The organism is Promicromonospora noduliphila, assembly GCF_056951025.1.
Genome location: NZ_CM167806.1, coordinates 2,360,306 through 2,383,701, shown reverse-complemented (window position 1 = coordinate 2,383,701; position 23,396 = coordinate 2,360,306). Strand labels below are relative to the sequence as shown.

Annotated in this window: 19 protein-coding genes; 5 read left to right on the top strand and 14 right to left on the bottom strand. The window is 72.3% G+C overall.

All coding sequences use genetic code 11. The annotated features are described in order from the left end of the window. Positions 1–55: 55 nt before the first annotated feature. Positions 56–1,030, top strand: coding sequence for an aldo/keto reductase (locus AC0QU1_RS10475; RefSeq protein WP_483576322.1), 975 nt, complete (start codon positions 56–58; stop codon positions 1,028–1,030). A 59-nt stretch (positions 1,031–1,089) separates the two neighbouring features. On the opposite strand, the gene AC0QU1_RS10470 is transcribed toward AC0QU1_RS10475, so the two are convergent. Continuing rightward, positions 1,090–1,425, bottom strand: a complete 336-nt coding sequence (locus tag AC0QU1_RS10470) for a primosomal protein (protein ID WP_483576321.1) — start codon at positions 1,423–1,425, stop codon at positions 1,090–1,092. 116 nt (positions 1,426–1,541) lie between these two features. Here AC0QU1_RS10470 and AC0QU1_RS10465 point away from each other — a divergent pair, with 116 nt between their 5' ends. Continuing rightward, positions 1,542–1,772, top strand: coding sequence for a DUF5703 family protein (locus AC0QU1_RS10465; RefSeq protein ID WP_483576320.1), 231 nt, complete (start codon positions 1,542–1,544; stop codon positions 1,770–1,772). A gap of 80 nt (positions 1,773–1,852) precedes the next feature. Here the strand turns inward: AC0QU1_RS10465 and AC0QU1_RS10460 are convergent, their stop codons facing one another. Together AC0QU1_RS10460 and AC0QU1_RS10455 are read right to left on the bottom strand one after the other, a co-directional pair. Next, the gene (locus AC0QU1_RS10460; protein ID WP_483576319.1) at positions 1,853–3,205 is read right to left on the bottom strand and encodes a M20/M25/M40 family metallo-hydrolase; all 1,353 of its coding nucleotides are present in this window, start codon (positions 3,203–3,205) and stop codon (positions 1,853–1,855) included. A 36-nt stretch (positions 3,206–3,241) separates the two neighbouring features. Continuing rightward, positions 3,242–5,467, bottom strand: a complete 2,226-nt coding sequence (locus AC0QU1_RS10455; protein WP_483576318.1) for a M3 family metallopeptidase — start codon at positions 5,465–5,467, stop codon at positions 3,242–3,244. A 253-nt stretch (positions 5,468–5,720) separates the two neighbouring features. Between AC0QU1_RS10455 and AC0QU1_RS10450 the strand changes: the two genes are divergently transcribed. Next, positions 5,721–6,146 (top strand): DUF6314 family protein, encoded by a 426-nt coding sequence (locus AC0QU1_RS10450; RefSeq protein WP_483576317.1) that lies wholly within the window; start codon positions 5,721–5,723, stop codon positions 6,144–6,146. A 201-nt stretch (positions 6,147–6,347) separates the two neighbouring features. Here AC0QU1_RS10450 and AC0QU1_RS10445 read toward each other — a convergent pair whose 3' ends face one another. From AC0QU1_RS10445 to AC0QU1_RS10425, 5 genes are all read right to left on the bottom strand, one after another. Beyond that, complete coding sequence (locus AC0QU1_RS10445; RefSeq protein ID WP_483576316.1) at positions 6,348–7,721, bottom strand: alginate lyase family protein; 1,374 nt, start codon at positions 7,719–7,721, stop codon at positions 6,348–6,350. A 192-nt stretch (positions 7,722–7,913) separates the two neighbouring features. Next, a complete protein-coding gene (locus tag AC0QU1_RS10440; protein ID WP_483576315.1) occupies positions 7,914–9,293 on the bottom strand; it encodes a ricin-type beta-trefoil lectin domain protein in 1,380 nt (459 codons plus the stop codon). 151 nt (positions 9,294–9,444) lie between these two features. Further along, complete coding sequence (locus AC0QU1_RS10435; protein WP_483576314.1) at positions 9,445–10,452, bottom strand: chitinase; 1,008 nt, start codon at positions 10,450–10,452, stop codon at positions 9,445–9,447. Positions 10,453–10,533: 81 nt separating this feature from the next. Then, positions 10,534–12,114, bottom strand: coding sequence for an ABC-F family ATP-binding cassette domain-containing protein (locus AC0QU1_RS10430; protein ID WP_483576313.1), 1,581 nt, complete (start codon positions 12,112–12,114; stop codon positions 10,534–10,536). A 212-nt stretch (positions 12,115–12,326) separates the two neighbouring features. After that, positions 12,327–12,899, bottom strand: a complete 573-nt coding sequence (locus AC0QU1_RS10425; RefSeq protein ID WP_483576312.1) for a TetR/AcrR family transcriptional regulator — start codon at positions 12,897–12,899, stop codon at positions 12,327–12,329. A 104-nt stretch (positions 12,900–13,003) separates the two neighbouring features. Here AC0QU1_RS10425 and AC0QU1_RS10420 point away from each other — a divergent pair, with 104 nt between their 5' ends. Then, positions 13,004–14,404, top strand: coding sequence for an FAD-dependent monooxygenase (locus AC0QU1_RS10420; RefSeq protein ID WP_483616500.1), 1,401 nt, complete (start codon positions 13,004–13,006; stop codon positions 14,402–14,404). Positions 14,405–14,460: 56 nt separating this feature from the next. Here the strand turns inward: AC0QU1_RS10420 and AC0QU1_RS10415 are convergent, their stop codons facing one another. From AC0QU1_RS10415 to AC0QU1_RS10395, 5 genes are all read right to left on the bottom strand, one after another. Further along, positions 14,461–15,039, bottom strand: coding sequence for a DUF4190 domain-containing protein (locus AC0QU1_RS10415; protein WP_483576310.1), 579 nt, complete (start codon positions 15,037–15,039; stop codon positions 14,461–14,463). Positions 15,040–15,194: 155 nt separating this feature from the next. Further along, positions 15,195–15,707, bottom strand: coding sequence for a DUF4190 domain-containing protein (locus tag AC0QU1_RS10410; protein ID WP_483576309.1), 513 nt, complete (start codon positions 15,705–15,707; stop codon positions 15,195–15,197). Between the two features lie 148 nt (positions 15,708–15,855). Beyond that, positions 15,856–16,533 (bottom strand): DUF4190 domain-containing protein, encoded by a 678-nt coding sequence (locus AC0QU1_RS10405; RefSeq protein WP_483576308.1) that lies wholly within the window; start codon positions 16,531–16,533, stop codon positions 15,856–15,858. A gap of 138 nt (positions 16,534–16,671) precedes the next feature. Continuing rightward, entirely contained in the window at positions 16,672–18,471 is a 1,800-nt protein-coding gene (gene aspS, locus AC0QU1_RS10400) for an aspartate--tRNA ligase (protein WP_483576307.1), read from the bottom strand. 127 nt (positions 18,472–18,598) lie between these two features. Then, positions 18,599–20,026 (bottom strand): hypothetical protein, encoded by a 1,428-nt coding sequence (locus AC0QU1_RS10395; protein WP_483576306.1) that lies wholly within the window; start codon positions 20,024–20,026, stop codon positions 18,599–18,601. A 124-nt stretch (positions 20,027–20,150) separates the two neighbouring features. On the opposite strand from AC0QU1_RS10395, the gene AC0QU1_RS10390 reads away from it, so the two are divergent. Continuing rightward, positions 20,151–21,365, top strand: a complete 1,215-nt coding sequence (locus tag AC0QU1_RS10390) for a pyridoxal phosphate-dependent aminotransferase (protein WP_483576305.1) — start codon at positions 20,151–20,153, stop codon at positions 21,363–21,365. Between the two features lie 155 nt (positions 21,366–21,520). Here the strand turns inward: AC0QU1_RS10390 and AC0QU1_RS10385 are convergent, their stop codons facing one another. Beyond that, on the bottom strand, positions 21,521–23,248 hold the full coding sequence (locus AC0QU1_RS10385; protein ID WP_483576304.1) for an alpha/beta fold hydrolase: 1,728 nt from the start codon (positions 23,246–23,248) through the stop codon (positions 21,521–21,523). Between the last annotated feature and the right edge of the window lie 148 nt (positions 23,249–23,396).

Sequence of the window (23,396 nt, the reverse complement as noted above, 5' to 3'; positions counted from 1 at the left end):
ACCCCACGGCGCGCCTCCTGACGCACCGACAGCAGCCGCGGGTAGCCTGCCATACATGGAACGACGCCGGGTGGGCACCTCGGGGCTTCGGGTCTCGGAACTCGGGCTCGGGACCATGACGTGGGGCCGCGACACCGACGAGATCGACGCCGCAGAGCAGGTCCGGGACTTCCTCGACGCCGGCGGGAGCCTCGTCGACACGGCGGCCAGCTACGCCGACGGCGACGCCGAGCGGGTCATCGGCACCCTCCTGTCGGGCAAGGTGGCGCGCCGCGAGGTGGTCCTCACCACCAAGGCGGGCATCCGTTCCGAGACGCGGCCCGACGGCGGTGCGGGCCGGGTGGTGGACGCCTCACGCGGCGCGCTGCTCGACAGCCTCGACGAGTCGCTCGCGCGGATGGGCACCGACCACGTGGACCTGTTCCTCGTGGCCTGCCCCGACCCGAACACGTCGCTCGAGGAGACGTGCAACGCGCTGCGCATCGCGGTGACCAGCGGGCGCGCCCGGTACGTCGGCCTGAGCAACCACCCCGGCTGGGCCACGGCGCGCATGGCGACGCTCCTGGAGCCCGACGTCGGCCTGGCCGCCGTCGAGCTCGAGTACTCGCTGCTGCAGCGCGGCGTGGAGCGCGACGTCGTCCCGGCCGCCGAGGCCGTCGGCGCGGGGCTGCTCGCCTGGTCCCCGCTCGGGCGCGGCGTGCTGACCGGCAAGTACCGGCGCGCCATCCCGGCGGACTCGCGCGCCGCAGGGGCCCTGGCGGGCTTCGTCCAGCCGTACCTGGAGGGTCCCGCCACCGCCGTCGTCGAGGCCGTGGCGACCGCTGCCGAAGGACTGGGCCGCACCGCCGGGGAGGTCGCCCTCGCCTGGCTCCTGGAGCGCGAGGGCATCTCGTCGGCGATCGTGGGCGCGCGTACGCCGGCCCAGCTCCGTTCGTCGCTGGAGGCCGTGACCCTCGAGCTGCCGCACGAGGTGCACGCCGCGCTCGACGACGTCTCCGCCCCCGAGATCGGCTACCCCGAACGCTGGTGACCGTTCCCCCTGCCGTGCCTGCGACCGCCGTGCCTTTGGACTGGCCCGCCCGTGCCTGATCAGCGCTGCTGGGCGGGCTGCGGCTCGTCCTCCTCCGCGGCCTCGTCCACGTCGTCCAGATCGCCCAGGTCGTCGTCGAAGTCGATGTCGTCGAGGTCCTCGTCCTCGTCGTCGTCCTCTTCGTCATCGTCGACCTCGTCAGCCAGGTAGAACGGCGTCACCTCGCCGAACACCGTGGCCAAGGAGTCCTCGTACACCTCGTAGGCATCGGCGAGCACGTCGTAGGCGTCGTCGACTGCGGGGTCGTCGTCACTCCGGCGAGTGGCGACCGCGTGATGGTGGGCCTCCAGTGCGGCCACGAGGCGGTCGAGCGCGGCACGCGGTTCAACGGTCATGCCTTGAAGGTAGCGCCCCATGGGCCACAATGGGCAGACGAATTGTGTTGCTGTCACCGGTCTGCAATCAAACCGGCATAAACTGACCTCACCCGCGACCGAGGACGGAGCATCAGATGGCGAGAGACGGCTCCTTGCACGGTAAGCACGAGTTTCGCAAGCAGAGTCAGTACGAGTACCGCGTCATGACGTTCGATCCGGACACAACAGTGCCGGACGCACGCAAGGTGCTCACCGACGAGGCCGAGTACGGCCGGTGGGAACTGGCAAGGACCCTTCTCTACATCGGCGGCAGACGCAAGGTCTGGCTGCGCCGCAAGATCATCAAGGTCTCCTCGACGCTCTGAGTCGCTCCGCGCCGCTCGGCGTCCGCCGGCGCGGGTGCGGGGCCCGGGTGACCCGAGCCCTGCACCCGTAGGGCGCCCCCTCAGCAGGTCGCCAGCAGGCGGTCCAGCACGCGTGTGCCGAACTTGAGGGCCTCGGTGGGCACGCGCTCGTCCACGCCGTGGAACATGCCCGCGAAGTCGAGGTCGTTCGTGAGCTGCAGCGGCGCGAAGCCGTACCCGGTGATCCCGAGCCGGTGCAGCGACTTGTTGTCCGTGCCGCCCGACAGCGTGTAGGGCAGCACCTTCGCGCCCGGGTCCTCGGCGTCGATGGCGGCGACCATCGCGTCCACCAGGGACCCGCCGAACGGCACCTCAAGGGCCGTGTCCACGTGGATGGGCTCGATCCGCACGTGCGGCCCGGCCAGCTCGCGCAGCGTCGCCATCCCGTCCTCCTCGTGGCCCGGCAGGAGCCGCACGTCCACGGTCGCCTCGGCGCGCCCGGGGATCACGTTCGCCTTGTACCCGGAGGCGAGCTGGGTGGGGTTGGACGTGTTGCGCACCGTGGCGCCCACGAACTTTGCCACGGGGCCGAGCGCGGCGACCAGCGCGTCGATCGTCGCCGGGTCCTCGTAGTCCACGGGCAGACCGGTCAGGTCGCTCACGCCGCGCAGCAGCGCGTCCACCGTCGGCGTGACCGTGTACGGCCAGGCGTGCCGACCAATCCGCGCGACGGCGGCGGCGAGCTCCGTCACGGCATTCTCCTCGTTGACCTGCGAGCCGTGCCCGGCCCGGCCGTCGGCGACCAGGCGCAGCCAGGCCAGGCCCTTCTCCGCCGTCTGCAGCAGGTAGGCGCGCTGGCCGCCCACCTCGACCGAGTAGCCGCCCACCTCGGAGATCGCCTCGGTGGCCCCCTCGAACAGCTCGGGCCGGTGGTCCACGGCCCACCGCGCGCCGTAGACGCCGCCCGCCTCCTCGTCGGCGAAGAACGCGACCACGACGTCACGCGCCGGCCTGCGGCCCTCGCGCACCATCTGCCGCACGACGGCCAGGATCATGGCGTCCATGTCCTTCATGTCGACGGCGCCGCGGCCCCAGATCAGGCTCCCGGACTCCGCCTCCGTCAGCTCGGCGGCGAACGGGTCCACGCTCCAGTCGTCCTTGGCCGCCGGCACCACGTCGAGGTGCCCGTGCAGCACGAGGGCGGGCCGCGTCGGGTCCTGCCCTTCCAGGCGGACGACGACGGAGGCGCGCCCCGGGCTGGACTCGAACAGCTCCGGCTCCAGCCCGACCTCGTGCAGCAGCTCCATGACGTACTCGGCGGCGGCCCGCTCCCCCGGACCCTCGTTGTCGCCGTAGTTCGACGTGTCGAACCGGATCAGCTCCCGGCAGATCCGGACCACCTCGTCGGCGGCGGTGGGGACGGCGTGCGCGGGGCCTGGTGCAGTCGAAGTCACGCCCGCCACCGTACCCGCTGGGGTGGCGGGCCCGGGTCAGGCGAGCCCGCGCCGCTTCAGCAGCGGCGCGATGTCCGCCGTCCGCCCCCGCAGGTCCTCGAACGACGCCAGCGGGTCCCGCGACCCGCCGCGCGCGAGCAGCTTGCGGCGGAACGCCTCGCCGTTCTGGCGGGTCAGCCCGCCGTGCTCGGCGTACCACTCGACGGTGTCGGCGTCGAGCACCTCCGACCAGATGTACGAGTAGTATCCGGCCGAGTACCCGCCGCCGAAGATGTGGTTGAAGTAGGTGCTGCGGTACCGCGGCGGCACGGGCTCGAAGTCGACGCCGGCCGCCGCGAGCGCCGCGGCCTCGAAGGGCAGCACGTCCTCGACCGACGTCGGCACCTGCTCGGGCGTGAGCTGGTGCCACGCCTGGTCGAGCAGCGCCGCGGCCAGGTACTCCGTGGTGGCGAAGCCCTCGCCCCAGGTCCGGGAGGCGAGCATGGTGTCCACCCACTCGGACGGCATCGGCTCGCCCGTGGCGTGGTGCACGGCGAACGACGTCAGGATCTGCGGCTCCCAGGACCACATCTCGTTGACCTGCGACGGGTACTCCACGAAGTCGCGCGGCACCGAGGTGCCCGACTGCGACGGGTAGCGCACGTCGCTGAGCAGGCCGTGCAGCGCGTGCCCGAACTCGTGGAACAGGGTGGTCACCTCGTCCCACACGAGCAGCGTCGGCTCACCCGACGGCGGCTTGACGATATTGAGGTTGTTCACCACCACGGGCCGCTGGCCGAGCAGGTGGTTCTGGTGCACGAGGCTGTCCATCCAGGCCCCGCCGCGCTTGGACTCGCGGGTGTACCAGTCGGCGAGGAACAGGCCGAGGCCCGTGTTCGGCTCGCCGGGCTCGGGCGCGTCGAACACCTCGAAGACCCGCACGTCCGGGTGGTAGCCCGTGAGGTCGGGGCGCTCGACGAAGGAGAGCCCGAAGAGCAGCCCGGCCGCCTTGAACACGCCGTCGTGCACCACGCGCTCGAGCTCCAGGTAGGGGCGCAGGGCGGCGTCGTCGAGGTTGAACCGCTCCTTGCGCACCGCCTCGCTGAGGTAGGACCAGTCGGCGGCGGCCACGCCGTCCGCCGCGTCACTGCCGACTGCCGCGTTGCTGCCGACTGCCGACACACGGCCGCCCGCCGCGTCACAGCCGCCCGCCGACTCACCCCGCGAGGCGTCCTCGCTGTGCTGCGGGTCTTCGCGGGGATCCCGGTGCGCGCCGCTCACCTTCGCGAGCTCGCCCGCCTCCCGCCGCGCGTTGGCGACGGCGGCGGGCGCGAGCCGCCCGAGCATCTGGTCGACGGCGGCCGTGGTGCCGGCCGTCGCGTCCGCCGCGATGTACGCGGCGTGGTGCTCGTAGCCGAGCAGTCGCGCGTGCTCGGCCCGCAGCCGCGCGAGCTCAAGGAGCACCTCGCGCGTGTCGGTCTCGCCGCCCGTGGCGCCGCGCGTCACGGAGGCTTGCTGCACCCGCTCGCGCGTGGCCGGGTCCGCCAGGGACGCGAGCACGTTCTGGTGCGTGAAGAGCTGCATCTCCAGCAGCCAGCCCTCCTGGCCGCGGGCCTGCGCGGCGGCCCGGGCGCCGGCCTTGGCGTCGGCGGAGAGCCCGGCGAGCTCGGCCTCGTCGGTCACGAGCACGCTCGCCTCGTTGGCGCCGGCCAGGAGCTTGCGCCCGAAGCTCGCCTCCAGCGACGTGATCCGGGTGTTGAGGTCGCGCAGCGTGGCCTGGTCGGCCTCGGGCAGCGCGATGCCCGACCGCTTGAACCGTGTCATGAGCCGCTCCAGCAGGTACGCGGTATCCGGTTCGACGGCGAGCGTGCCCGCCGCCACGGCGTCGGCCAGGGACTGCACGCGCCGGTAGAGGCGCTGGTCCATGAGGATCGCGTCCTGGTGGGCGGCGAGCAGCGGAGCGATGCGCTCCTGGACGTCCTCCAGGCCCGGCGTCGAGTCGGCGGAGAGCTGGTTGTAGAACGCTGCGGCGGCCCGGCCCAGGAGCCGGCCCGCGCGCTCCAGCGCCTCCAGCGTGTTCTCGACGGTCGCGGGCTCCGGATCGGTGGCGATCGCCTCGACCTCCGCGCGGTGCGCCGCCATCCCCGCGACGATCGCGGGCTCGTAGTGCTCCTCGCGGATCGCTGTGTAGTCGGGCAGCTCGTAGGGCAGCGTGGACGGGCCGGCGAAGGGGTTGGCCGGGTCCAGCTCCGCGGGCCGGGCGGTCTCATGGGTCGAGGTCATGGGGAACATCCTCGCGCATGGACTGCCCGCGGCGAGCGCCTTTTGAGCCGCCACCGGGAGCCGCCCGGCGAGGCCGGCCCGCCGCCCCTGGCGTAACTGGCACGGCGTCTCCAGTGAGGTCGGCCGTCTGCATCGAGATCGGTCCAGGCCTGTGCCGATCTCGATGCCAACTGCCGATCTGACGGTGCGAACTGCCGAGCTCGGCGCGAGCTGCCGATCTCGCCGCGGCGGCCGCGGCGGCTATGGTCGAGCTGTGGATCCTCTCCGGCTCGTCGGTACCTGGGATTTCCAGCGCCAGGTCCGGCACAGCGACGGCAGTGAGTACACCGCGCAGGGCCAGGCCGAGTTCACCGTGGTCGACGGCGGCCGGGTGCGCTGGGCCGAGCACGGCACGCTGGTCTGGGCCTCGGGGAGCACGCCGGTATCGCGCACGCTGTTCCTGGTCCGGTTCAGCGAGGGGGACGGGCCCAGGTGGCGCGTGACCTTCGAGGACGGCCGGGACTTCCACCCCTGGACCGCGGGGCCGGTCGAGCACCTCTGCGGCCGCGACCTCTACCGGGGCGGGATCGACGTCCCGGGCGCCCCCACGCCGTCGTGGGAGCTGGACTGGCGCGTCACGGGCCCGGAGAAGGACTACACGATGCACACCCGGTACTCCCAACCCTCCAACCACCACTGAGGCAACCACGCCCCAGCGAGGTGGGGGCAGGGATTGGGGTCGGCAGTTGGCATCGAGATCGGTCCAGGCCTGTGCCGATCTCGATGCCAACTGCCGACCTCACCGTGCGAACTGCCGAACCCGCCAAGAACTGCCGACCCCGCCAAGAATTTGCCGGCCGGCAGCCCGGTGTGGGCTGCCGGTCGGCCCCGAACCCGCCCGTCAGGGGATCACGTGCGGGTTCTCCGCGTGGGTCAACGTCTCCCACGCGACGAACAGGTTGTTGGTGCCTGCGGGCCGGGTCGACTCCGTCAGGGCCTGGGTATTGGTCATCGCGAAGCCCTGCCGGTTGTGCAGGGCGTTGAACCCGACCTCCGTGACCGGACCGAGGCCCAGGTGCACCGACCCGCCGCAGAGCCATGACGGTACCGCCGCGCCGCGCTGGTAGGTGGAGTGGAACCCGAGCGCGTGCCGCAGCCGCTCCCCCACCTGCGGGTACAGGTCGTCACCCTGGATGGCGGCGGTCTCGGCCACGTGCGAGATCGCCGAGATGCCGTAGCCGGTGTGCGTGAAGTCCCGGCACGTCTCCTGCGACACGCCGTTGACCAGCGTGCGCTGGTTGTGCCAGTAGGCGAAGATCTCGTCCGGGGTGTCCCGGCCCGAGCCCGGGACCGTACGCGGCACCGACCCGTCCGACGTCAGGTAGATGAACGCCGGCACCCGCACCAGGAACCGCTGGCGAGCCGAGGCGTAGGCGTTCCGGTCGTCGAGGAACACGGCGATGCCGACGGCGGCCTCCATCATCGACAGCTCCCAGTTGCCGTTGCTGTTCGACCCGTTGATCACCTCCGGCAGGTAGACGTTGCGCAGCATCGTCTCGAACCGGTCGACGTCGGCCGCCGCCCATCCCGCGCCCGTGTACCGGATGATCTCGGCGGCCCGCGGCCACACCGACCCGGCCCACGCCGTCTGCAGCGGCGCGTTCGAGTTGGTGTGGTCCCGGATCACGGGCGACCACGCGTTCATGATCGAGATCGCTTTCTGCGCGTACCGCGCGTCCCGGGTCACCGACCAGGCCAGCGCGTGCGTGTAGGCGGCGATCGCGTCCTCCCGCTCGTCGGTGCACCCGTAGTTCGGGTTGGAGTACGACCCGCACTCGACCACGGCCCGCGGGTGCGGCGTGTACGACAGCGACGCGTACCGGCTGCCCATCATCGCGTCGTAGGCGCCGCGCCAGGGCTGGGCCCCTGCCTGCACTTGCTGCCGGATGAAGTCGAGCTGCGGCGCGCTGACGTGCACACCCGGGTGGGTGAACGTCGTGGGCACGTCGGCGGGCACGGCATCGGCTTCGGCAGCGGACGCCGCAGCAGGCCCGCCGTCAGCCGCCCCCGCAGGTTCGGCAGCGCCGCCGGCACCGCCACCCCCGGCGCCGTCGGGCACGGCGAGCGCCCCTTGCGCGGCACGCGCCCCGGGCGCCGACGTCGCCGTCCCCGCCTGGGCCGGCAGCACGCCGCCCCCGAACGCGAGAACTGTGCCGATGCCGATGGCCAGAGCTGTGAGGCCGCCGAAGGCACGGCGCCGTAGACGTGCTCGCATGGTCCCTCCAGAAAACTTTCAGGGTTGTAAGTAGGGCGACCGTACGGCTTCTTCGACGCCCGCAACATCGGGGGTTCCCCGTACAGCGACCGCGGCCTCGCGGCCGCCGTCGGCCCCTGCCCGGTAGGCACGGGGACGACGGCGGGCACGAGGCCGCAGCGTTTGCCGGGCAGGGCCGACGGCGGGGTCGGCTCAGAAGCCGGCCGTGATCCGCGTGAACTCCAGGTCGCCCTGCGCGATGCCGCTGCAGTTGGAGACCACACCCCCGCCGGGGCAGCCCCGGTCGCGGTTGACCGACCAGAACGCCAGGCGCGTCAGCCCGTTGTTGCGGGCGTAGTCGCGGATCTGCGTCCAGGCCGCCGGGCTGGTGAGCTCGCTCTGGTCGGACAGCCCGTTCATGCCGGAGATGCCCATGTGGGCGTACGCCTGGGCGTCCGTCCAGCCGCGCGCGGTCTTGAGCTGGTTCTTCAGGCCCTCTGCGGCGCTGATCGTGGACTGCGCGATGTTCGACGACTCGAAGTCGAAGGTCATGATCGTGTAGTTGTCGATGGGCACCCCCAGCTCGGCGGCCCGGTTGATCAGGCGCGTGCCCCACCAGTTCGGTCCGCTCTGCCCGGTGCCGAAGGTGACCACGACCTTCACGTTGGGGTTGTTCCGCTTGACGATGGCCAGGCCCCGGAGGATGCGGTCCTGGACCACCTCGTTCTCGAACTCGTCGGAGTTCTCGATGTCGAAGTCCACGACGTGCGGCTGGTGGGCGTTGATCACCTGCTGCACGGCCCCCGCGTACGCCTCCGGCGTCGCGCAGTTCGGGCCCAGCTTGTTGCCCGACCAGCCACCGAACGAGATCTGCACCTGGCCGCCGGCGGCCTTGATGGCGTTGATCGTCTGCTGGTCCACACCGCCGGTCAGCGGACGGCTGCCGTCCCATGCGGGGTTGCAGCCGCCGGAGGACAGCATGAACGCCATGGTGAAGGCCCGGATACCGGTCTGGTTCATGACGTCGACCGGGTTCTGCGGGTTGCCCCAGCCGAGGTACAGGTAGGGCGCGCCCGGCATCTTCGCCGGGTTCGGGTCGGGGTTGCCGCCGCCCGTCGGCAGGTTCCACACCTGGTTCGCGCCGCCGTGGCAGTCCCAGATGATCAGCGGGGTGCGGTCGGCGCTGTTCCAGCCGGACACGTCGAGGCACTTGCCCAGCGCCCGTAGCGTGCCGTCCGCGTGGTGCGTCCACTGCTGTGCGGCGTTGCCGTTGCAGGACACGATCTGCACCTTGGTGCCGTTGGCCGGGTTGGCCCAGGCGACGTCGAGACACTTGCCGAGCGCGCGGATCGTCCCGTCGGAGCGGACGTCCCAGCTCTGCGCGGCCGTGCCGTTGCAGGTGTAGAGCTGGACCTGGGTGCCGTCGGCGCTGTTCGCGCCGTCGACGTCGACGCACTTGCCGGCGTATCCCGTGATCGCGCCCGTGGCCGCCTGCGCGGAGGACGCGCCGACACCCAGTGCGAACACGGTGAGCAGAGCAGTCGCCGCAGCGGTGAGGCCGCCGATCACACGGCGCCATCGACGTGCTTGCATGGTCGTCCTCCTCGAGGGTCAAGCCATTAAGTGAGGAGACCTTACAGCCGGGCGAACCGCCGCCGACACTGGGGTTTTCCCGTACGCGCGAGAGCCTCGGGCCACCGTGGCGGCCCGAGGTCCCGGTGCGGCGCTGTCGGTTTTAACCCGGTCAGAACCCCGCGGTGATCCGCGTGAACTCGAGGTCGTCCTGCGCGATGCCGCTGCAGTTCGAGGTCACCCCGCCGCCGGGGCAGCCCCGGTCGCGGTTGACCGACCAGTACGCGAACCGGGTCAGGCCCTGCGCGCTGGCCCAGTCGCGGATCTCGGTCCACTGGGCGGGCGTGGTGGTCTCGCCGACGTCGGAGAGCCCGTTCATGCCCGAGATGCCGGAGTGTGCGTACGCCTCGGCGTCGGACCAGCCGTGCGCCGCCTTGAGCTGGTCCCGCAGGCCCTGGGCCGCGCTGATGGTGTCCGCCACCATGTCGGAGCCGCCGAAGTCGAACGTCATGATCGTGTAGTTGTCGATCGGCACGCCCAGCTCGGCGGCGCGCGTGATGAGGCGCGCCCCGGCGCCCGCCGGACCGCTGATCGACGTCGGGATGGTCACCACGGCCTGCACGTCCGGGTTGTTCTGCTTGACGATGGCGATGCCCTGCAGGATCCGGTCCTGGACGGCGTAGTCCTCCAGCTCGTCGGTGTTCTCGATGTCGAAGTCCACGACGTCGGGCCCGTGCGCGTCGATGACCTGCTGCACGGCACCGGCGAACGCCTCGGGGCTGGAGCAGTTCGGGCCCAGCTTGTTGCCCGACCAGCCGCCGAACGAGATCTGCACCTGGCCGCCCGCGCCCTTGATGGCGTCGATCGTCTGCTGGTCCACACCACCGGCCAGCGGACGCTGCCCGTCCCACGCGGGCGTGCAGCCGCCGGACGACAGCATGAACGCCATGGTGAACGCCCGCACGCCGGTCTCACTCATCACGGAGGTGGCGTTCTGTGGGTCGCCCCAGCCCAGGTACAGGTAGGGCGCGCCGGGCATCTTCGCCGCCTCGGCCTGCGTGTCGACCCTCGGGCCCGCGACCTCCATGGCCACGGCACCGGCCATGCCACCAGCAGCAAGGACCGTCGCGGTCACGGCACTGAGGAGGGCGAGGCGCCTCGGGTTCGTCTTCATCGTCATCTCCCGAAGATGTCGGTCGGATAAGTAAAGAGACCGTACAACCCGGGTGAAATTTGGCGCATCAGGGTTATCCCGTATGTGCTACCGCCGCTCCTCGGTCAGGTTCCCGGCCGCGTCGAGGCGAATCTCGGCGTCCAGGCCCAGCCGGTCCAGGAACACCGCGTCGTGGCTCACCACCAGCAGCGCGCCCCGGTACGCCGACAGCGCGTCCACGAGCTGGTCCGTGCTCGCGATGTCCAGGTTGTTGGTCGGCTCGTCCAGCACCAGGAGCTGCGCCGGCGGGTCGGCCAGGAGCAGCCGGGCCAGCGCCACCCGGAACCGCTCGCCGCCCGACAGCGTCGCGACCGGCCGGTCCACCGCCGCACCCCGCACCAGGAACCGCGCCAGCCGGTTGCGCAGTTCCCCCGGCGGCACGTGCGGCGCACCCTCCCGCACGGCATCCAGCACCGGCGACGCGTCCGGGAGCACGTCCACCCGCTGCGGCAGGTACCCCACCCGGTCGGTGAGCAGCTCGCCCGACGGCGTCCCCGGCGCACCCGCCAGCAGCCGCTCCAGCAGCGTCGTCTTGCCGACGCCGTTCGGCCCCGTCAGGGCGATCCGCTCCGGCCCCTGGAGCACGATCTCGCGGCCGTCCGCGCCGCGGAGCACCGCCAGCCGCCGCCCCGCCGGCACGCCCGGGTCGGGCAGGTCCACGGAGATCCGGTCGTCGTCACGCACGGCACGCTCCGCGCGGTCCACGGCCGCGCGGGCGGCATCGACCTTGTCGTCCAGCATCCCGCGCCGGGCACCGGCCGTCTTCTCCGCGCTGTTGCGGCGGTCGTTGATCACGGCCTTGACGTACTTCTTGTTCGCCGCGTCCTTGCGCCCCTGCCGCTCGCTGTGCGCTATCCGCTCCTCCGCCTCGATCCGCTGCCGCTTCTCGCGGCGCAGCGTCTGCTCCGCCGAGCGCAGCGCCTGCGCCGCGGCCTCCTGCTGCACTTCGAGCCACGCCCGGTACTGCGAGTACGGGCCGCCGAACGTCGTCAGCGACCCGGCGCGCAGCTCCGCCGTGTCGTCCATCAGCTCCAGCAGCGCCAGGTCGTGCGAGACGACGACGAGCGCGCCCCGCCAGCCCCGCACCAGCTCGTAGAGGCGCTCGCGGGCCGCGCCGTCCAGGTTGTTGGTCGGCTCGTCGAGCAGCGCGACCGCGGCGCTCCCGTTCGACTGCCGCAGCCGTACCCCGGTGATCGCGGTCAGCATGACCTCGCCGCCGGACAGGGTGGCGACCGAGCGGTCGAGCCCCGTGGGCAGCCCGGTCGCCGACAGCAGGGCGACGGCCCGCTCCTCGACGTCCCAGTCGTCGCCGACGACGTCGAAGTGCGCCGCGTCGACGTCGCCCGACTCGATGGCGCGCAGCGCGCGGACGACGGGCGTGATCCCGAGCAGGTCGGCGACCGTCGCCTGGGTGTCAAGGGTGATCCGCTGGGGCAGGTAGTCGGCGGTGCCGCTCACCGTCACGCGGCCCGACGTCGGCGTGAGCAGGCCGGCGACGAGCCGCAGCAGGGTGGACTTGCCGGCGCCGTTGAGGCCGGTCAGGCCGGTGCGCCCGCGGCCGAAGGCGCCCGAGACGTGGTCGAGCGCGACGGCGCCGTCGGGCCAGGCGAAGGTGACGTCGTGCAGCACGACGGAAGGGTTGGACAACACAGAAAGGACTCCCGGGTGGTGGCTTGGTGCCGACGCCCGGGTACCACGAAGGGGGCAGGCGTCAGCGCGAGGTGTTCTCGTACCGGGAGATGCCTGTCATCACAGTCCTTCGGGTCGCTCCCTCACACACGCGGCACACCCGCAGGAGCGGTCACAGCCTGACACGGGCCCACGCCGGGGCGCAACGTGAATCACGGCACCTGGGCCGTGATGTACCGCTGCACGGTGGGCGCGAGCCAGGCGACCACCTCCTCGTGGGACATGGCGGCGGCCGGCCCGAAGCCCAGCACGTACCGGACCAGCGCCATGCCGAGCACCTGCGAGGCCACGAGCGAGGCGCGCCGCTCGGCGTCGGCCGGGTCCGGTACGAACACCTTGGCCGCCGGCACGAGCTGGGTGCGGAACACCTGCCGGAGCCGGTCGGAGCCGGAGGCGTTGGTGACCCCCACGCGCAGCAGGGTCCGCAGCACGCTGTCGCGCTCCCACAGGTCGAGGAAGTGCGTCACCAGGACGACGCCGAGGGTGTCCGGGTCGATCCCGGTGAGGTCGGGGAAGTCGAGATCGACGTCGATCACCGTCGCGAACAGGCGCTCCTTGGAGCCGTAGTAGCGCATGACCATCGACGGGTCGATCCCGGCGTCCTGCGCGATGGCGCGCACCGTGGCGCGGTCGTAGCCGTCGGCGGCGAAGCGCGCACGGGCCGCCTCGAGGATCACGGCGCGGGTCGCGTCGGAGCGCCGGCGCGGAGTGTGCTGGTCTGTCATGCCAACAACTGTATGCCAACGCCCGTTGACCACTGCCGGGGAGGTCCGCTAGTTTGGTCAACAAGCGTTGGCAAACAGCCGTTGACCTAGCATCGGAGGACATCATGGACGTGGACGTCGTAGTCGTCGGGGCCGGACCGACCGGGCTCCTGCTCGCCGGGGACCTCGCGACGGCCGGGGCGCGGGTCACCGTGCTGGAGAAGCGGCCCGCCGGCCTGAGCAACCTGACCCGCGCGTTCGCCGTGCACGCCCGCAGCCTGGAGACGCTCGACGCGCGGGGCCTGGCGGACGAGCTGCTCACCACGAGCCAGCGGGTCCCGAGCGTCCAGCTCTTCCAGCGACTCACCATCAACCTGGCCGAGCTGCCGTCCCGGTTCCGGTACGTGCTCATCGCGCCCCAGTACGAGGTGGAGCGGCTGCTGCGCCGCCGCGCCGAGCAGGCGGGCGCCGTCTTCCGGCACGACGCCGAGGTCTCCGCGCTGGTCCAGGACGACGAGGCGGTCACGGTCACCACCGCCGACGGCTCGACCCTGCGGGCGCAGTACGTGGTCGGCACCGACGGCGCCCGGTCGACGGTGCGCGGCCTGGTCGGGATCCCGTTCCCGGGCCGCGCCGTCATCCGCTCGATGGTGCTGGCCGACGTCCGGCTGGGGCGCAAGCCCGCCGACGTCCTCACGGTCGCGGCGGCGAACGACTCGCTCGGCTTCATCGCCCCGTTCGGCGACGGCTGGTACCGGTTCATCGGCTGGCACGGCAACCGCGACGTGAGCGAGGACGAGCCCGTGGACCTCGACGAGGTGCGCTCGATCGCGCGCGCCACGCTGCGCGACGACTACGGCATGACCGAGCCGCGCTTCCTGTCCCGCTTCCACGCGGACGAGCGGCAGGCCCCCACCTACCGCGCGGGCCGGGTCCTCCTCGCCGGCGACGCCGCGCACGTGCACAGCCCGGCGGGCGGGCTCGGCATGAACACGGGTATGCAGGACGCCGCGAACCTCGGCTGGAAGCTCGCCGCCGCGCTCCGGCTGCCCGACGCCGAGGGCGCCGCCGTGCTCGACAGCTACGAGGCCGAGCGGCACCCCGTGGGCAAGCAGGTGCTGCAGGTCAGCGGGGGCATCCTGAGGGTCGCGACCCTCCCCGGGCCGCTCGCGGCGCTCCTGCGCCGCACCGTCATCGGCATCGTGTCGCGGGTGCGCCCCATCCGACGCCGGGCGGCACTGACCATCTCGGCGCTCGGCGTCGCCTACCCGCGTCCGGGCGGGGCGCACGCGCTGGTCGGGACCCGCGCGCCCGACCTGCCGCTGGAGGGCGGGTCGCGCCTCGCCGAGGCGCTCCGCGCGGGCCGGTTCGTGCTGGTCGCCCCCGCCGGCGCGCCGACGGCGGACCTCGGGCGGGCGCCCGGCGAGGTGGACCCGGCCGAGCGCGTCCAGGTGCGCCGGACCGACGGCGGCACGACCACCTTGCTGGTCCGCCCCGACGGCTACGTGGCCGGCGCCGAGGGCTGACGCGCCCCGGCGCCGGACTCAGTGGGAGGCGCCGGACTCCCTGGGAAGCGCCCGGCTCAGTAGGAGTAGTCGGAGCTGGTCCCGCTGAAGAAGCCCTCCCGGAACTCCGGGATGCTGAACAGCGCGGCCAGCCCGACGATCGCGAGGATCGTCAGGCCGATCGTCACCCAGCCCGTGATGATGCCCGCCAGGCCGAGGCCGCCGTTGTCGGCCAGGCCCTCCCGCTGCGCCTTGCGGCTCAGGTGGCCGGTGATGACCGCCGGGATGGCGGCGAGGACGCCGACGCCGCAGCTGAACAGCAGGACGACGCCGGCGATGCCCAGCACGAGCGACCAGACCCCGAGCCCGTTCTTCTCGGGCGGGGCCGGGTAGCCGTAGGGCGCTCCGTACTGGTACTGCGGGGCCTGGTACTGGCCGGCCTGATACTCGGCAGGCGCCTGCTGGTACTGGCCCGGCTCGTAGGGGCTGGGGCCGTACGGGCTCGGCGCCGGCTGCTGACCTGGCACCGGCTGCTGGCCCGGTGCCGGCTGGTACGGCGCGGGCTGCTGGTAGGGCGCGGGCTGCTGCCCCTGCGCCGGGTTGTTCGGCTGCTGCCGCGGTTCGTACGGGGACTGCCACCCGTCGGACTGGGTCATCGTGCTGCCTTCCGTGCTCGGCCGCGCCGGGCGGCGCGGGCATCACCTACGAGGTCGGCCCGTTCCGCCGACAGCTCGGCCCGCCGCGCACCGCACGAGATGAAGGCATCTCGTGCGGTGCGCGGCGGGCCGGCCGGCGGGACCGTGGGGCGGACTCAGAAGTCCTGCGAGTAGCTGCCGGTCTCGAACTCGTACTCGAAGCCGTCCTGGAACGACGGGTCGTTCACGGTCACCGCGGCGACCACGATGATGAAGGCGACGTAGATGGTGGTCCACGCGATGCCGACCCAGCCGGTGATGATGCCCGCCAGGCCCATGCCGCCGTTGTCGGCCTGGCCCTCCTCCTGCGCCCTGCGGCTCTTGTGGCCGGTGATGATCGCGGCGATGCCCGTGAGCAGGCCGCAGCCCAGCACGGACAGGATGCCCAGCACGAGGGACCAGACGCCGAGGCTGTTCTTCGGCAGCGGAGCAGCGCCGTAGGCGTAGGGCTGCCCGCCCTGCGCGTACGCCGGGTCCTGCTGCTGGTACGGCGCCGGCTGCTGCGGGTAGGGCGTCTGCTGGTACGGGCTCGGCTGTCCGGGGGTCGCGCCCTGCGGCGGTACCGGCTGGCCCTGCCCGGGCTGCTGCGGCGGGTCGTACGGCGACTGGCCGCCGTCAGGCTGGGTCATCGTGCTGCCTCTCTGCTTGCGTCAGGCCGGGCTGGTCCGGCACGGAGGAGCTAAACCTACAGGTAGGACGCCCCATACGGCACGGAAAACGCATGGGGAGACCTACCCGGTCCGCGGGCGGGAGCGCCCGGTTCGTGCGTGCGGAGCGTCAGTAGCGCATGTCGTTCATGTTGTCGTAGGCGCCCATCCCGCCCGCGAACAGCCCGACCGCCAGTGCGACGATGAAGAACACGATGCCGATCGCGACCAGGGCCACGTTGATCCAGCCCAGGATCAGGCCGGCGGTGCCCATCCCGCGGTTGTTCGCCAGGCCCTCGTCGGCGGCCCTGCGGCTCATGACGCCCGTGATGATCGCGGCGACACCGAGCAGCAGCGGGCACATCACGAAGCTCAGGATGCCCGAGACCAGCGACCAGACGGCCAGGTCGTTCTTGGGCGGCGTGGGCGCGTACCCGTACTGCGGGGCGGGGGCGCCGGGCTGGCCGTAGGCCGTGGCGGGCGGACCGTACGCCGCCGGCCCGCCCTGCTGCCCGTACGGCGAGCTCGCGTCGGGACCGGCCGGCGCGGCCGGGGTCGGCTCCTGCGGGGCGGCGGCGACCGGCTCCTGCGGCGCGGCCGGCGGAGTGGCCGGGCCCTGCGGCCCGGGGGCCGGCTCCTGCGGGGCGGACGCCGCGACCGGCCGCTCGGCGCTGAGCGGCGGCTCCGACACGGGCTCCGTGGGCGAGTCCGCCGGCACGGGCTGCGTCGGCGAGTCGTCGGGCAACGGCTGCGTGGGCGGTGTCTCCCGCTGGGGATCGCGCGGCGTGCCGCCCTCGTTCTCGGTCATGAGGCTGCCTTCCAGATCGAGGTGCTGGGGCGCCTGGACCGACGCCCTTCCCCAACCTAACCAGGGTTGACGCCGACCTGCCCGCGAGACTCGCGGGTCAGGCCGGCGGCCGGGCGTCGGCGAGGCCGCCCGGCCGAGTCACGCCGTCGGCGCCGCCACGGGTGCGGCCTCCGGCACGAAGTCCACGCCCGCCTCCTTGCGCTGCTCCGGCGTGATCGGCGCCGGGGCGGCGGTCAGCGGGTCGAACCCGCCGCCCGACTTCGGGAAGGCGATGACGTCGCGGATCGAGGCCGACTTGGTCAGCAGCGCCACGATGCGGTCCCAGCCGAACGCGATGCCGCCGTGCGGCGGGGCGCCGAACGCGAAGGCGTCGAGCAGGAAGCCGAACTTCTCCTGCGCCTCGTCCGGCCCGATGCCCATCACCTCGAACACGCGCTCCTGCACGTCGCGGCGGTGGATACGGATCGAGCCGCCGCCGATCTCGTTGCCGTTGCAGACGATGTCGTACGCGTAGGCCAGGGCCTCGCCCGGCTCCTTCTCGAAGGTGTCGATCCACTCGGGCGTCGGCGACGTGAAGGCATGGTGCACGGCGGTCCAGGCGGACGAGCCGAGGTCGACGTCGTCGTCCTCGCCGGCCGGCTTGAACAGCGGTGCGTCCACGACCCACACGAACGACCACTCGCCCGCGGCCTCCGCTGCCTCGATCACGCCGGTGCGGTGCGCGATCTCCAGGCGGGCCGCGCCGAGCAGGGCCCGCGCCTCCGCCGTCTTGCCCGCCGCGAAGAACACGGCGTCGCCGGGCGCCGCGCCGGTCGCAGCGGCGAGGCCGGCCCGCTCGCCGTCGGACAGGTTCTTGGCCACGGGGCCGCCCAGCTCGCCGTCCTCCGCGAAGGTCACGTACGCGAGGCCGCGCGCGCCGCGCTGCTTGGCCCACTCCTGCCACGCGTCGAACTGGCGGCGCGGCTGAGACGCCCCACCCTGCATGACGACGGCGCCCACGTACTCCGCCTGGAACACGCGGAACGGCGTGTCCGTGAAGTAGTCGGTGAGCTCGACGATCGGGTTGCCGAAGCGCAGGTCCGGCTTGTCCGTGCCGTACAGGCGCATGGCCTCGTGGAAGGTCATGCGCGGGATCGGCGTCGTGATCTGGTGGCCGATCAGGTCCCACAGCGCGGCGAGGATCTTCTCCGCCAGCGCGATCACGTCCTCCTGGTCCACGAAGCTCATCTCGACGTCGAGCTGCGTGAACTCCGGCTGGCGGTCGGCACGGAAGTCCTCGTCGCGGTAGCAGCGCGCGATCTGGTAATAGCGCTCCATGCCGCCCACCATGAGGAGCTGCTTGAAGAGCTGCGGCGACTGCGGCAGCGCGTACCAGGAGCCGGGCGCGAGGCGGGCCGGGACCAGGAAGTCGCGCGCGCCCTCCGGCGTGGACCGGGTCAGGGTCGGCGTCTCGATCTCCACGAAGTCCTGCTCGTCCAGCACGCGGCGCGCGGCCTGGTTGGCCTTCGCCCGCAGGCGCAGCGCGTGCGCGGGGGCCGGACGGCGCAGGTCGAGGTAGCGGTGCTTGAGGCGGGCCTCCTCGCCGATCACCTCGGTGTCCGCGAGCGCGGTGGACACCTGGAACGGCAGCGGCGCCGACTCGTTGAGAGTGACCACCTCCGTGGCGATCACCTCGATCTCGCCCGTGGCGAGGTTGGGGTTGGCGTTGCCCTCGGGGCGGCGGCCGACCTCGCCCGTCACCTGCAGCACGAACTCGGCGCGCAGCGGGTGGGCGATCTCCTCGTCGCGGATGACGACCTGGGCGATGCCGGACGCGTCACGCAGGTCGATGAACGCCACTCCCCCGTGATCACGGCGGCGATCGACCCAGCCCGTGAGGGTGACGGTCTGACCGATGTGCTCGGCCCGCAGTGAGCCGGCCGTGTGGGTGCGGAGCACGGAGGGGTTCCTTTCGTACGGGAGGGGTTCTTCCGCCGTCGGCCACCCTGGCGGGCCGGACGACGGCGCGGTGGGCGCCTCGGACGCCGTGGCGAGTCTAGTCGGTGCGCCGCCGCTCCTCCTCCCCTCACCGGGTACGCATCGTCACCCGCTCGACCGGCTCGCGCCGGCTCACCACCCAGCGGCTGACGAGCTGCCACAGCGCGACCACGCCCGGCACCAGGATCGCGCCGAGCACCACGGCGGACACCACCACGTACATCGCGTAGTAGCGCGGCGCCCACATCGACTCGGCGGACACCACCTGGCTGGCGTTCATGCCCAGGTAGCCCAGCGCCAGCGCCGCCGCGAGAGGGATGGTCGCGAGGTAGAAGTACGCGGCCTCCCAGCGCCGCCGCCGCTCGCCCTCGCCGTGCCGGTCCAGGGCGTCCACCGACAGCGTCTCGGCCTGGATCGACCGGGCGAGCCGGCGCAGCATCCGGCTCACGATCCGGAACTTGCGCTTGAGCCCCATCTGCACGAACAGCGCGTCGTGGTAGGCGGTCACGCGCCACGACGGGACCAGCAGGCTGATGTCGGCGGCGGCCTCGACGGAGAAGCTCAGCTCGAGCTCCAGGTCACCGAGCGTGTCGGCGGCCTGCCCGAGGATCCGCCGCTTGGCCGCCTTGCCGAGCCGCCCGCCCGGCGGGTGCCGCTGCGCGTCGCGGAACGTCTCCAGGTTCCGGTGCGCCGCCTCGCGGATGTACCGCAGGCGCGCGGCGCTCGCCACGAGCTGGGCCGCCGAGACGAACGCGGCGTTGTCCTCCTCGTCGTCGGTGCCGAACAGCAGGCTCACGTACGGTCCGACGACGACGGTGGCGCCCGGCCGCTTGTTGAGCTCCTCCGGGTAGGCGAAGGTCTCCGGCGTGTCCCGGAACCGCTGGTGCGTGCGGTAGACGAGCTGTTCGACCAGGATCCGCCGGTCGGTACCCACCAGCGTGTCGGGCAGCGCGGGCCCGACGACGAGCTGGTGGCGCTCGCGGGAGACGGCGCCGGGGCTGGTCACGCCCGTCTCGCGGCCGAGCTGCTCGATCCGCTCGGCGAGCGGCGCGCCGCCGAGCGTCACCTGGAGGTCGCGGCACGTGTTGAGCAGGTCGATGATCTGCCGGAGCAGCATGAGGTAGGCGTCGTCGCTCGCCCGGCCCCGGTCGTCGGCCCCCGCCGCGTTCAGGCCGAGGCTGAGGGCGGGCACCGACTGCCCCGACGCCGTGCGGAACAGCCAGAGCCGGGCCCAGACCACCTCGACGTCGTCGGTGCCGTCGGTGAAGCCGACCTCGTCGCCGGCCCAGTGGCGCACGGTAGCCGAGGGCAGGAGCTGCTCGGCGTCGTCGTAGTAGCGCGCCAGGTACCCGAACCGGAGGTTCGCGCTCGGCGGCAGCGTGCCGTTCCCCTCGACGGGCTGCCACCCGGTCCCGTAGAGGGTGGACAGGATGACGGTGCGTGGCCGGGCACGGTCGAGCCGCTGAGCCACCGCCATCGGCGCGTCGTCGACCCGGCGTCGGAAAAGGCCTGCCATCTCGTCATCATTTCGCGATGGCGACGTCTGGTGTCAATGGGGACAAATACCCCTCCGGGGTGAATGCGTCTCGCCGGCGCGCCACCGCGCGCAGACGGTTCCGCGGACCTGCGACCATGTGCGGATGCGAGAGATCAGGCAGAGCCGAAAGCTGAAGTCCGTCCGGTACGACGTCCGGGGTCCGATCCTCGAGGAGGCGTACCGGCTCGAGGCCGAGGGTCACAAGATCCTCAAGCTGAACATCGGCAACCCGGCGCCGTTCGGCTTCGACGCGCCCGAGGCGATCCTCGCGGACATGATCCACCACCTGCCCGAGGCCCAGGGCTACAGCGACAGCCGCGGCATCTACTCGGCGCGCACCGCCGTCGCGAACTACTACCAGACGCACGGCCTCGACACCCGCGTCGAGGACGTGTACATCGGCAACGGCGTCTCCGAGATGATCAGCATGGTGCTGCAGGCACTGATCGACAACGGCGACGAGGTGCTGATCCCCGCGCCGGACTACCCGCTGTGGACCGGGGCGGTGAGCCTGCAGGGCGGCACGCCCGTGCACTACCGCTGCGACGAGGACAACGGGTGGAACCCGTCCCTGGAGGACATCGAGGCACTGATCACGCCCGCCACCCGCGCGCTCGTGATCATCAACCCGAACAACCCGACCGGCGCCGTGTACAGCGAGGCCACGGTCAAGGGCCTGGCGGAGCTGGCGCGCAGGCACGACCTGATCCTGCTGAGCGACGAGATCTACGAGAAGATCCTGTTCGACGGCGCGACCCACCACCACACGGCCACCTTCGCCGGCGACGACGTCCTGACGATCACGTTCAGCGGCCTGTCCAAGGCCTACCGGATCGCCGGCTACCGGTCGGGCTGGGCCATGATCTCCGGACCCAAGCACCGCGCCGCCGACTTCATCGAGGGCCTGACCCTCGTGTCGAACATGCGCATGTGCGCCAACGTGCCGGCCCAGCACGCCATCCAGACGGCGCTCGGCGGCTATCAGTCGATCAACGAGCTCATCGTGCCCGGCGGCCGGTTCTACGAGCAGTCCATGCTCGCCGACAAGCTGCTCAACGAGATCCCGGGCGTCACGTCCGTGCGCCCGCGCGGCGCACTGTACTGCTTCCCGCGCCTGGACCCCGAGATGTATCCGATCGACGACGACGAGACTTTTGTGATCGGCCTGCTGCGTGACAAGAAGATCCTGGTCACGCACGGGACCGGGTTCAACTGGCCGGAGCCGGACCATTTCCGCCTGGTGACCCTGCCCGACGTCGACGTGCTCACCGAGGCGATCGGCCGGATCGCGGAGCACCTGGAGATACTGCGCGCCTGACGGCGGGGCGTCTGACGGCGGGGCGTCTGACAGCGGGGGTCTGACGGCGCCCGGCTTGACGGCCGATGCGCGCGAAAGGCCGTCGCATGCGTCGGGCGCTCAGGTCGCGTAAGTGACCTGAGCGCCCGACACGTTCCTGCCGAACGCGCGCGAGGTCAGCCCGCGGCGCCGGCCAGCGGCGTCAGCCCGGGCAGGCCGGGGATCCGCGGCGCGGGAACGAGCGGCCGCTGGTCGTCCCGCAGCGTGCTCGGCGCGAACGGCACCACGTCCTGCTCGCACACCGCGCCGTCGTCGGCCTCGAGCGTGACGAGGTAGCGCGCGATCGCCGCGTCGGCGCAGGTGCTCAGGCCGATGGTCGTGTGGCCCCAGCCGTCGACGGTGAGCATCCGGGCGTCCGGCCACAGCGACGCGTACGGCGCGGTGAAGCCGTAGTGGGTGGCCGGGTCGAACCGGGTGCCGATCACGAGCACGGGCTGCTCCGTCGTCTGCTCCCACGGGCCGGCGTAGGCGTCCTCGTCGTCGACGGGCACGAACTCGCACTGGATGCCCACCCAGCCGCGGAACCGGCCGAAGTGCGGGTACTGCTCGTCGAGCGCGTCGACCTTGCGCGGGTAGGACGCCGGCCGTCCGGGGAAGTCGGCGTCCGTGCAGACGGGCGCGACCCCGCCGCCGATGGACTCGTAGTCCTCGGAGATGCCGAGGCGGCGCAGCAGCTCGCTGATCGACGGTCCCGAGTCCAGCGCCTGCGCACGCGCCGACGGGGCCACGCCCGTCAGGACGGCGAGCTGGGCGAGCAGGGCCGCCAGGTCCGACCAGGCCGCCGCGCCGTACATCGAGAAGAACACCTGGGCGACCAGGGCGCCGTACCCCACCTCGATGGTCGTCCCGTCCCCGGCCGGGATCTCGACGGGCTGCTCCTTCAGCGCCGCGTAGACGTCCTCGACGACGTCGGCGGGATCGCCCAGCGCGTTGAGGGCGCAGCGCTCGCCCGCCTCGCGGCACAGCCGGACGAACTCGCCGTAGGTCTCCGTGGCGCCCTCCGCCTGCCGGATCCGCTTGCCGAAGAGCTCGCCGTTCGCCTCGCCGGTCCACACCCGCGGGTCGAGCGTGCCGTCGAGCACCAGCGCGCGCACGTTGTCCGGGAACAGCGCCCCGTACGTCGCGCCGAGCACCGTGCCGTACGAGTACCCGACATAGGTGAGCGCGTCGTCGCCCAGCCGCTCCCGCAGCACGTCCATGTCGCGGGCCACGTTCGCCGTCGACGCCGTGGCGATGCGGTCGCCGCCGAACACCGTGCAGCCCGTGCCGAGCAGCGCCGCCTCGCGGAGGAACCGGGCGTTCTCCGCCCGGGTCAGCGGGAGCACCAGGCTGGACGCCAGGAACTCCTGCTCGGCCTCGGCCGTGGGAAAGCAGGTGGCCGGGTCGGACGTGCCCACGGCGCGCGGGTCGAAGCTGACGATGTCGAAGCGCTCGCGGACGGACGTGTCGAAGAGGATCGCGCCGAGCGCGTGCAGGGTCGACACACCGGGCCCGCCCGGCCCGCCGAAGTTGACCACCACGCTGCCTATGCGGTTCTCCTGGTCCAGTGCGGGCAGGCGGGTCACCCCGATCGTGGTGGTGGGGCCCTGGGGCTCGTCGTAGTCCGAGGGCACCTCGATGGTGGCGCAGTCGAAGGCGGCGGCCCCCTCGTTCGCGCACTCGGTCCAGGGGATGTCGCCGGCGGAACTTGCGGAGGGCGGCGCGCCGCCGTCGGACGACGCCGCAGTGGTCGCCGACTGCGCGGGCACCGCGCCGACGACGAGCAGCGCGCCGATGGTGAGCAAGGACAGGGTCTGGGTCACGGCCGCGCGGACTGGGCGCATCGCCGTCGAGCGCAAGGTCATGCTTCGAGTGAAACAGGCCCTACCAGGACACACAACGAAAATCGCCCGGCACCACCACGCCCGAACCGGTCGTTGGCTACTGACTCCGGTTCACCATGCAGTTGCTGCCAGTTTGCCGTCGGATCTGGCAGCAACTGCATGGTGAACG

What these genes read in the sequence shown, in the direction of transcription:
- AC0QU1_RS10475 (WP_483576322.1), top strand. Translation starts at nt 56, where the DNA reads ATGGAACGACGCCGGGTGGGCACCTCGGGGCTTCGGGTCTCGGAACTC.
- AC0QU1_RS10470 (WP_483576321.1), bottom strand. Translation starts at nt 1,425, where the DNA reads ATGACCGTTGAACCGCGTGCCGCGCTCGACCGCCTCGTGGCCGCACTG.
- AC0QU1_RS10465 (WP_483576320.1), top strand. Translation starts at nt 1,542, where the DNA reads ATGGCGAGAGACGGCTCCTTGCACGGTAAGCACGAGTTTCGCAAGCAG.
- AC0QU1_RS10455 (WP_483576318.1), bottom strand. Translation starts at nt 5,467, where the DNA reads ATGACCTCGACCCATGAGACCGCCCGGCCCGCGGAGCTGGACCCGGCC.
- AC0QU1_RS10445 (WP_483576316.1), bottom strand. Translation starts at nt 7,721, where the DNA reads ATGCGAGCACGTCTACGGCGCCGTGCCTTCGGCGGCCTCACAGCTCTG.
- AC0QU1_RS10440 (WP_483576315.1), bottom strand. Translation starts at nt 9,293, where the DNA reads ATGCAAGCACGTCGATGGCGCCGTGTGATCGGCGGCCTCACCGCTGCG.
- AC0QU1_RS10435 (WP_483576314.1), bottom strand. Translation starts at nt 10,452, where the DNA reads ATGACGATGAAGACGAACCCGAGGCGCCTCGCCCTCCTCAGTGCCGTG.
- AC0QU1_RS10425 (WP_483576312.1), bottom strand. Translation starts at nt 12,899, where the DNA reads ATGACAGACCAGCACACTCCGCGCCGGCGCTCCGACGCGACCCGCGCC.
- AC0QU1_RS10420 (WP_483616500.1), top strand. Translation starts at nt 13,004, where the DNA reads ATGGACGTGGACGTCGTAGTCGTCGGGGCCGGACCGACCGGGCTCCTG.
- AC0QU1_RS10415 (WP_483576310.1), bottom strand. Translation starts at nt 15,039, where the DNA reads ATGACCCAGTCCGACGGGTGGCAGTCCCCGTACGAACCGCGGCAGCAG.
- AC0QU1_RS10410 (WP_483576309.1), bottom strand. Translation starts at nt 15,707, where the DNA reads ATGACCCAGCCTGACGGCGGCCAGTCGCCGTACGACCCGCCGCAGCAG.
- AC0QU1_RS10405 (WP_483576308.1), bottom strand. Translation starts at nt 16,533, where the DNA reads ATGACCGAGAACGAGGGCGGCACGCCGCGCGATCCCCAGCGGGAGACA.
- AC0QU1_RS10395 (WP_483576306.1), bottom strand. Translation starts at nt 20,026, where the DNA reads ATGGCAGGCCTTTTCCGACGCCGGGTCGACGACGCGCCGATGGCGGTG.
- AC0QU1_RS10390 (WP_483576305.1), top strand. Translation starts at nt 20,151, where the DNA reads ATGCGAGAGATCAGGCAGAGCCGAAAGCTGAAGTCCGTCCGGTACGAC.
- AC0QU1_RS10385 (WP_483576304.1), bottom strand. Translation starts at nt 23,248, where the DNA reads ATGACCTTGCGCTCGACGGCGATGCGCCCAGTCCGCGCGGCCGTGACC.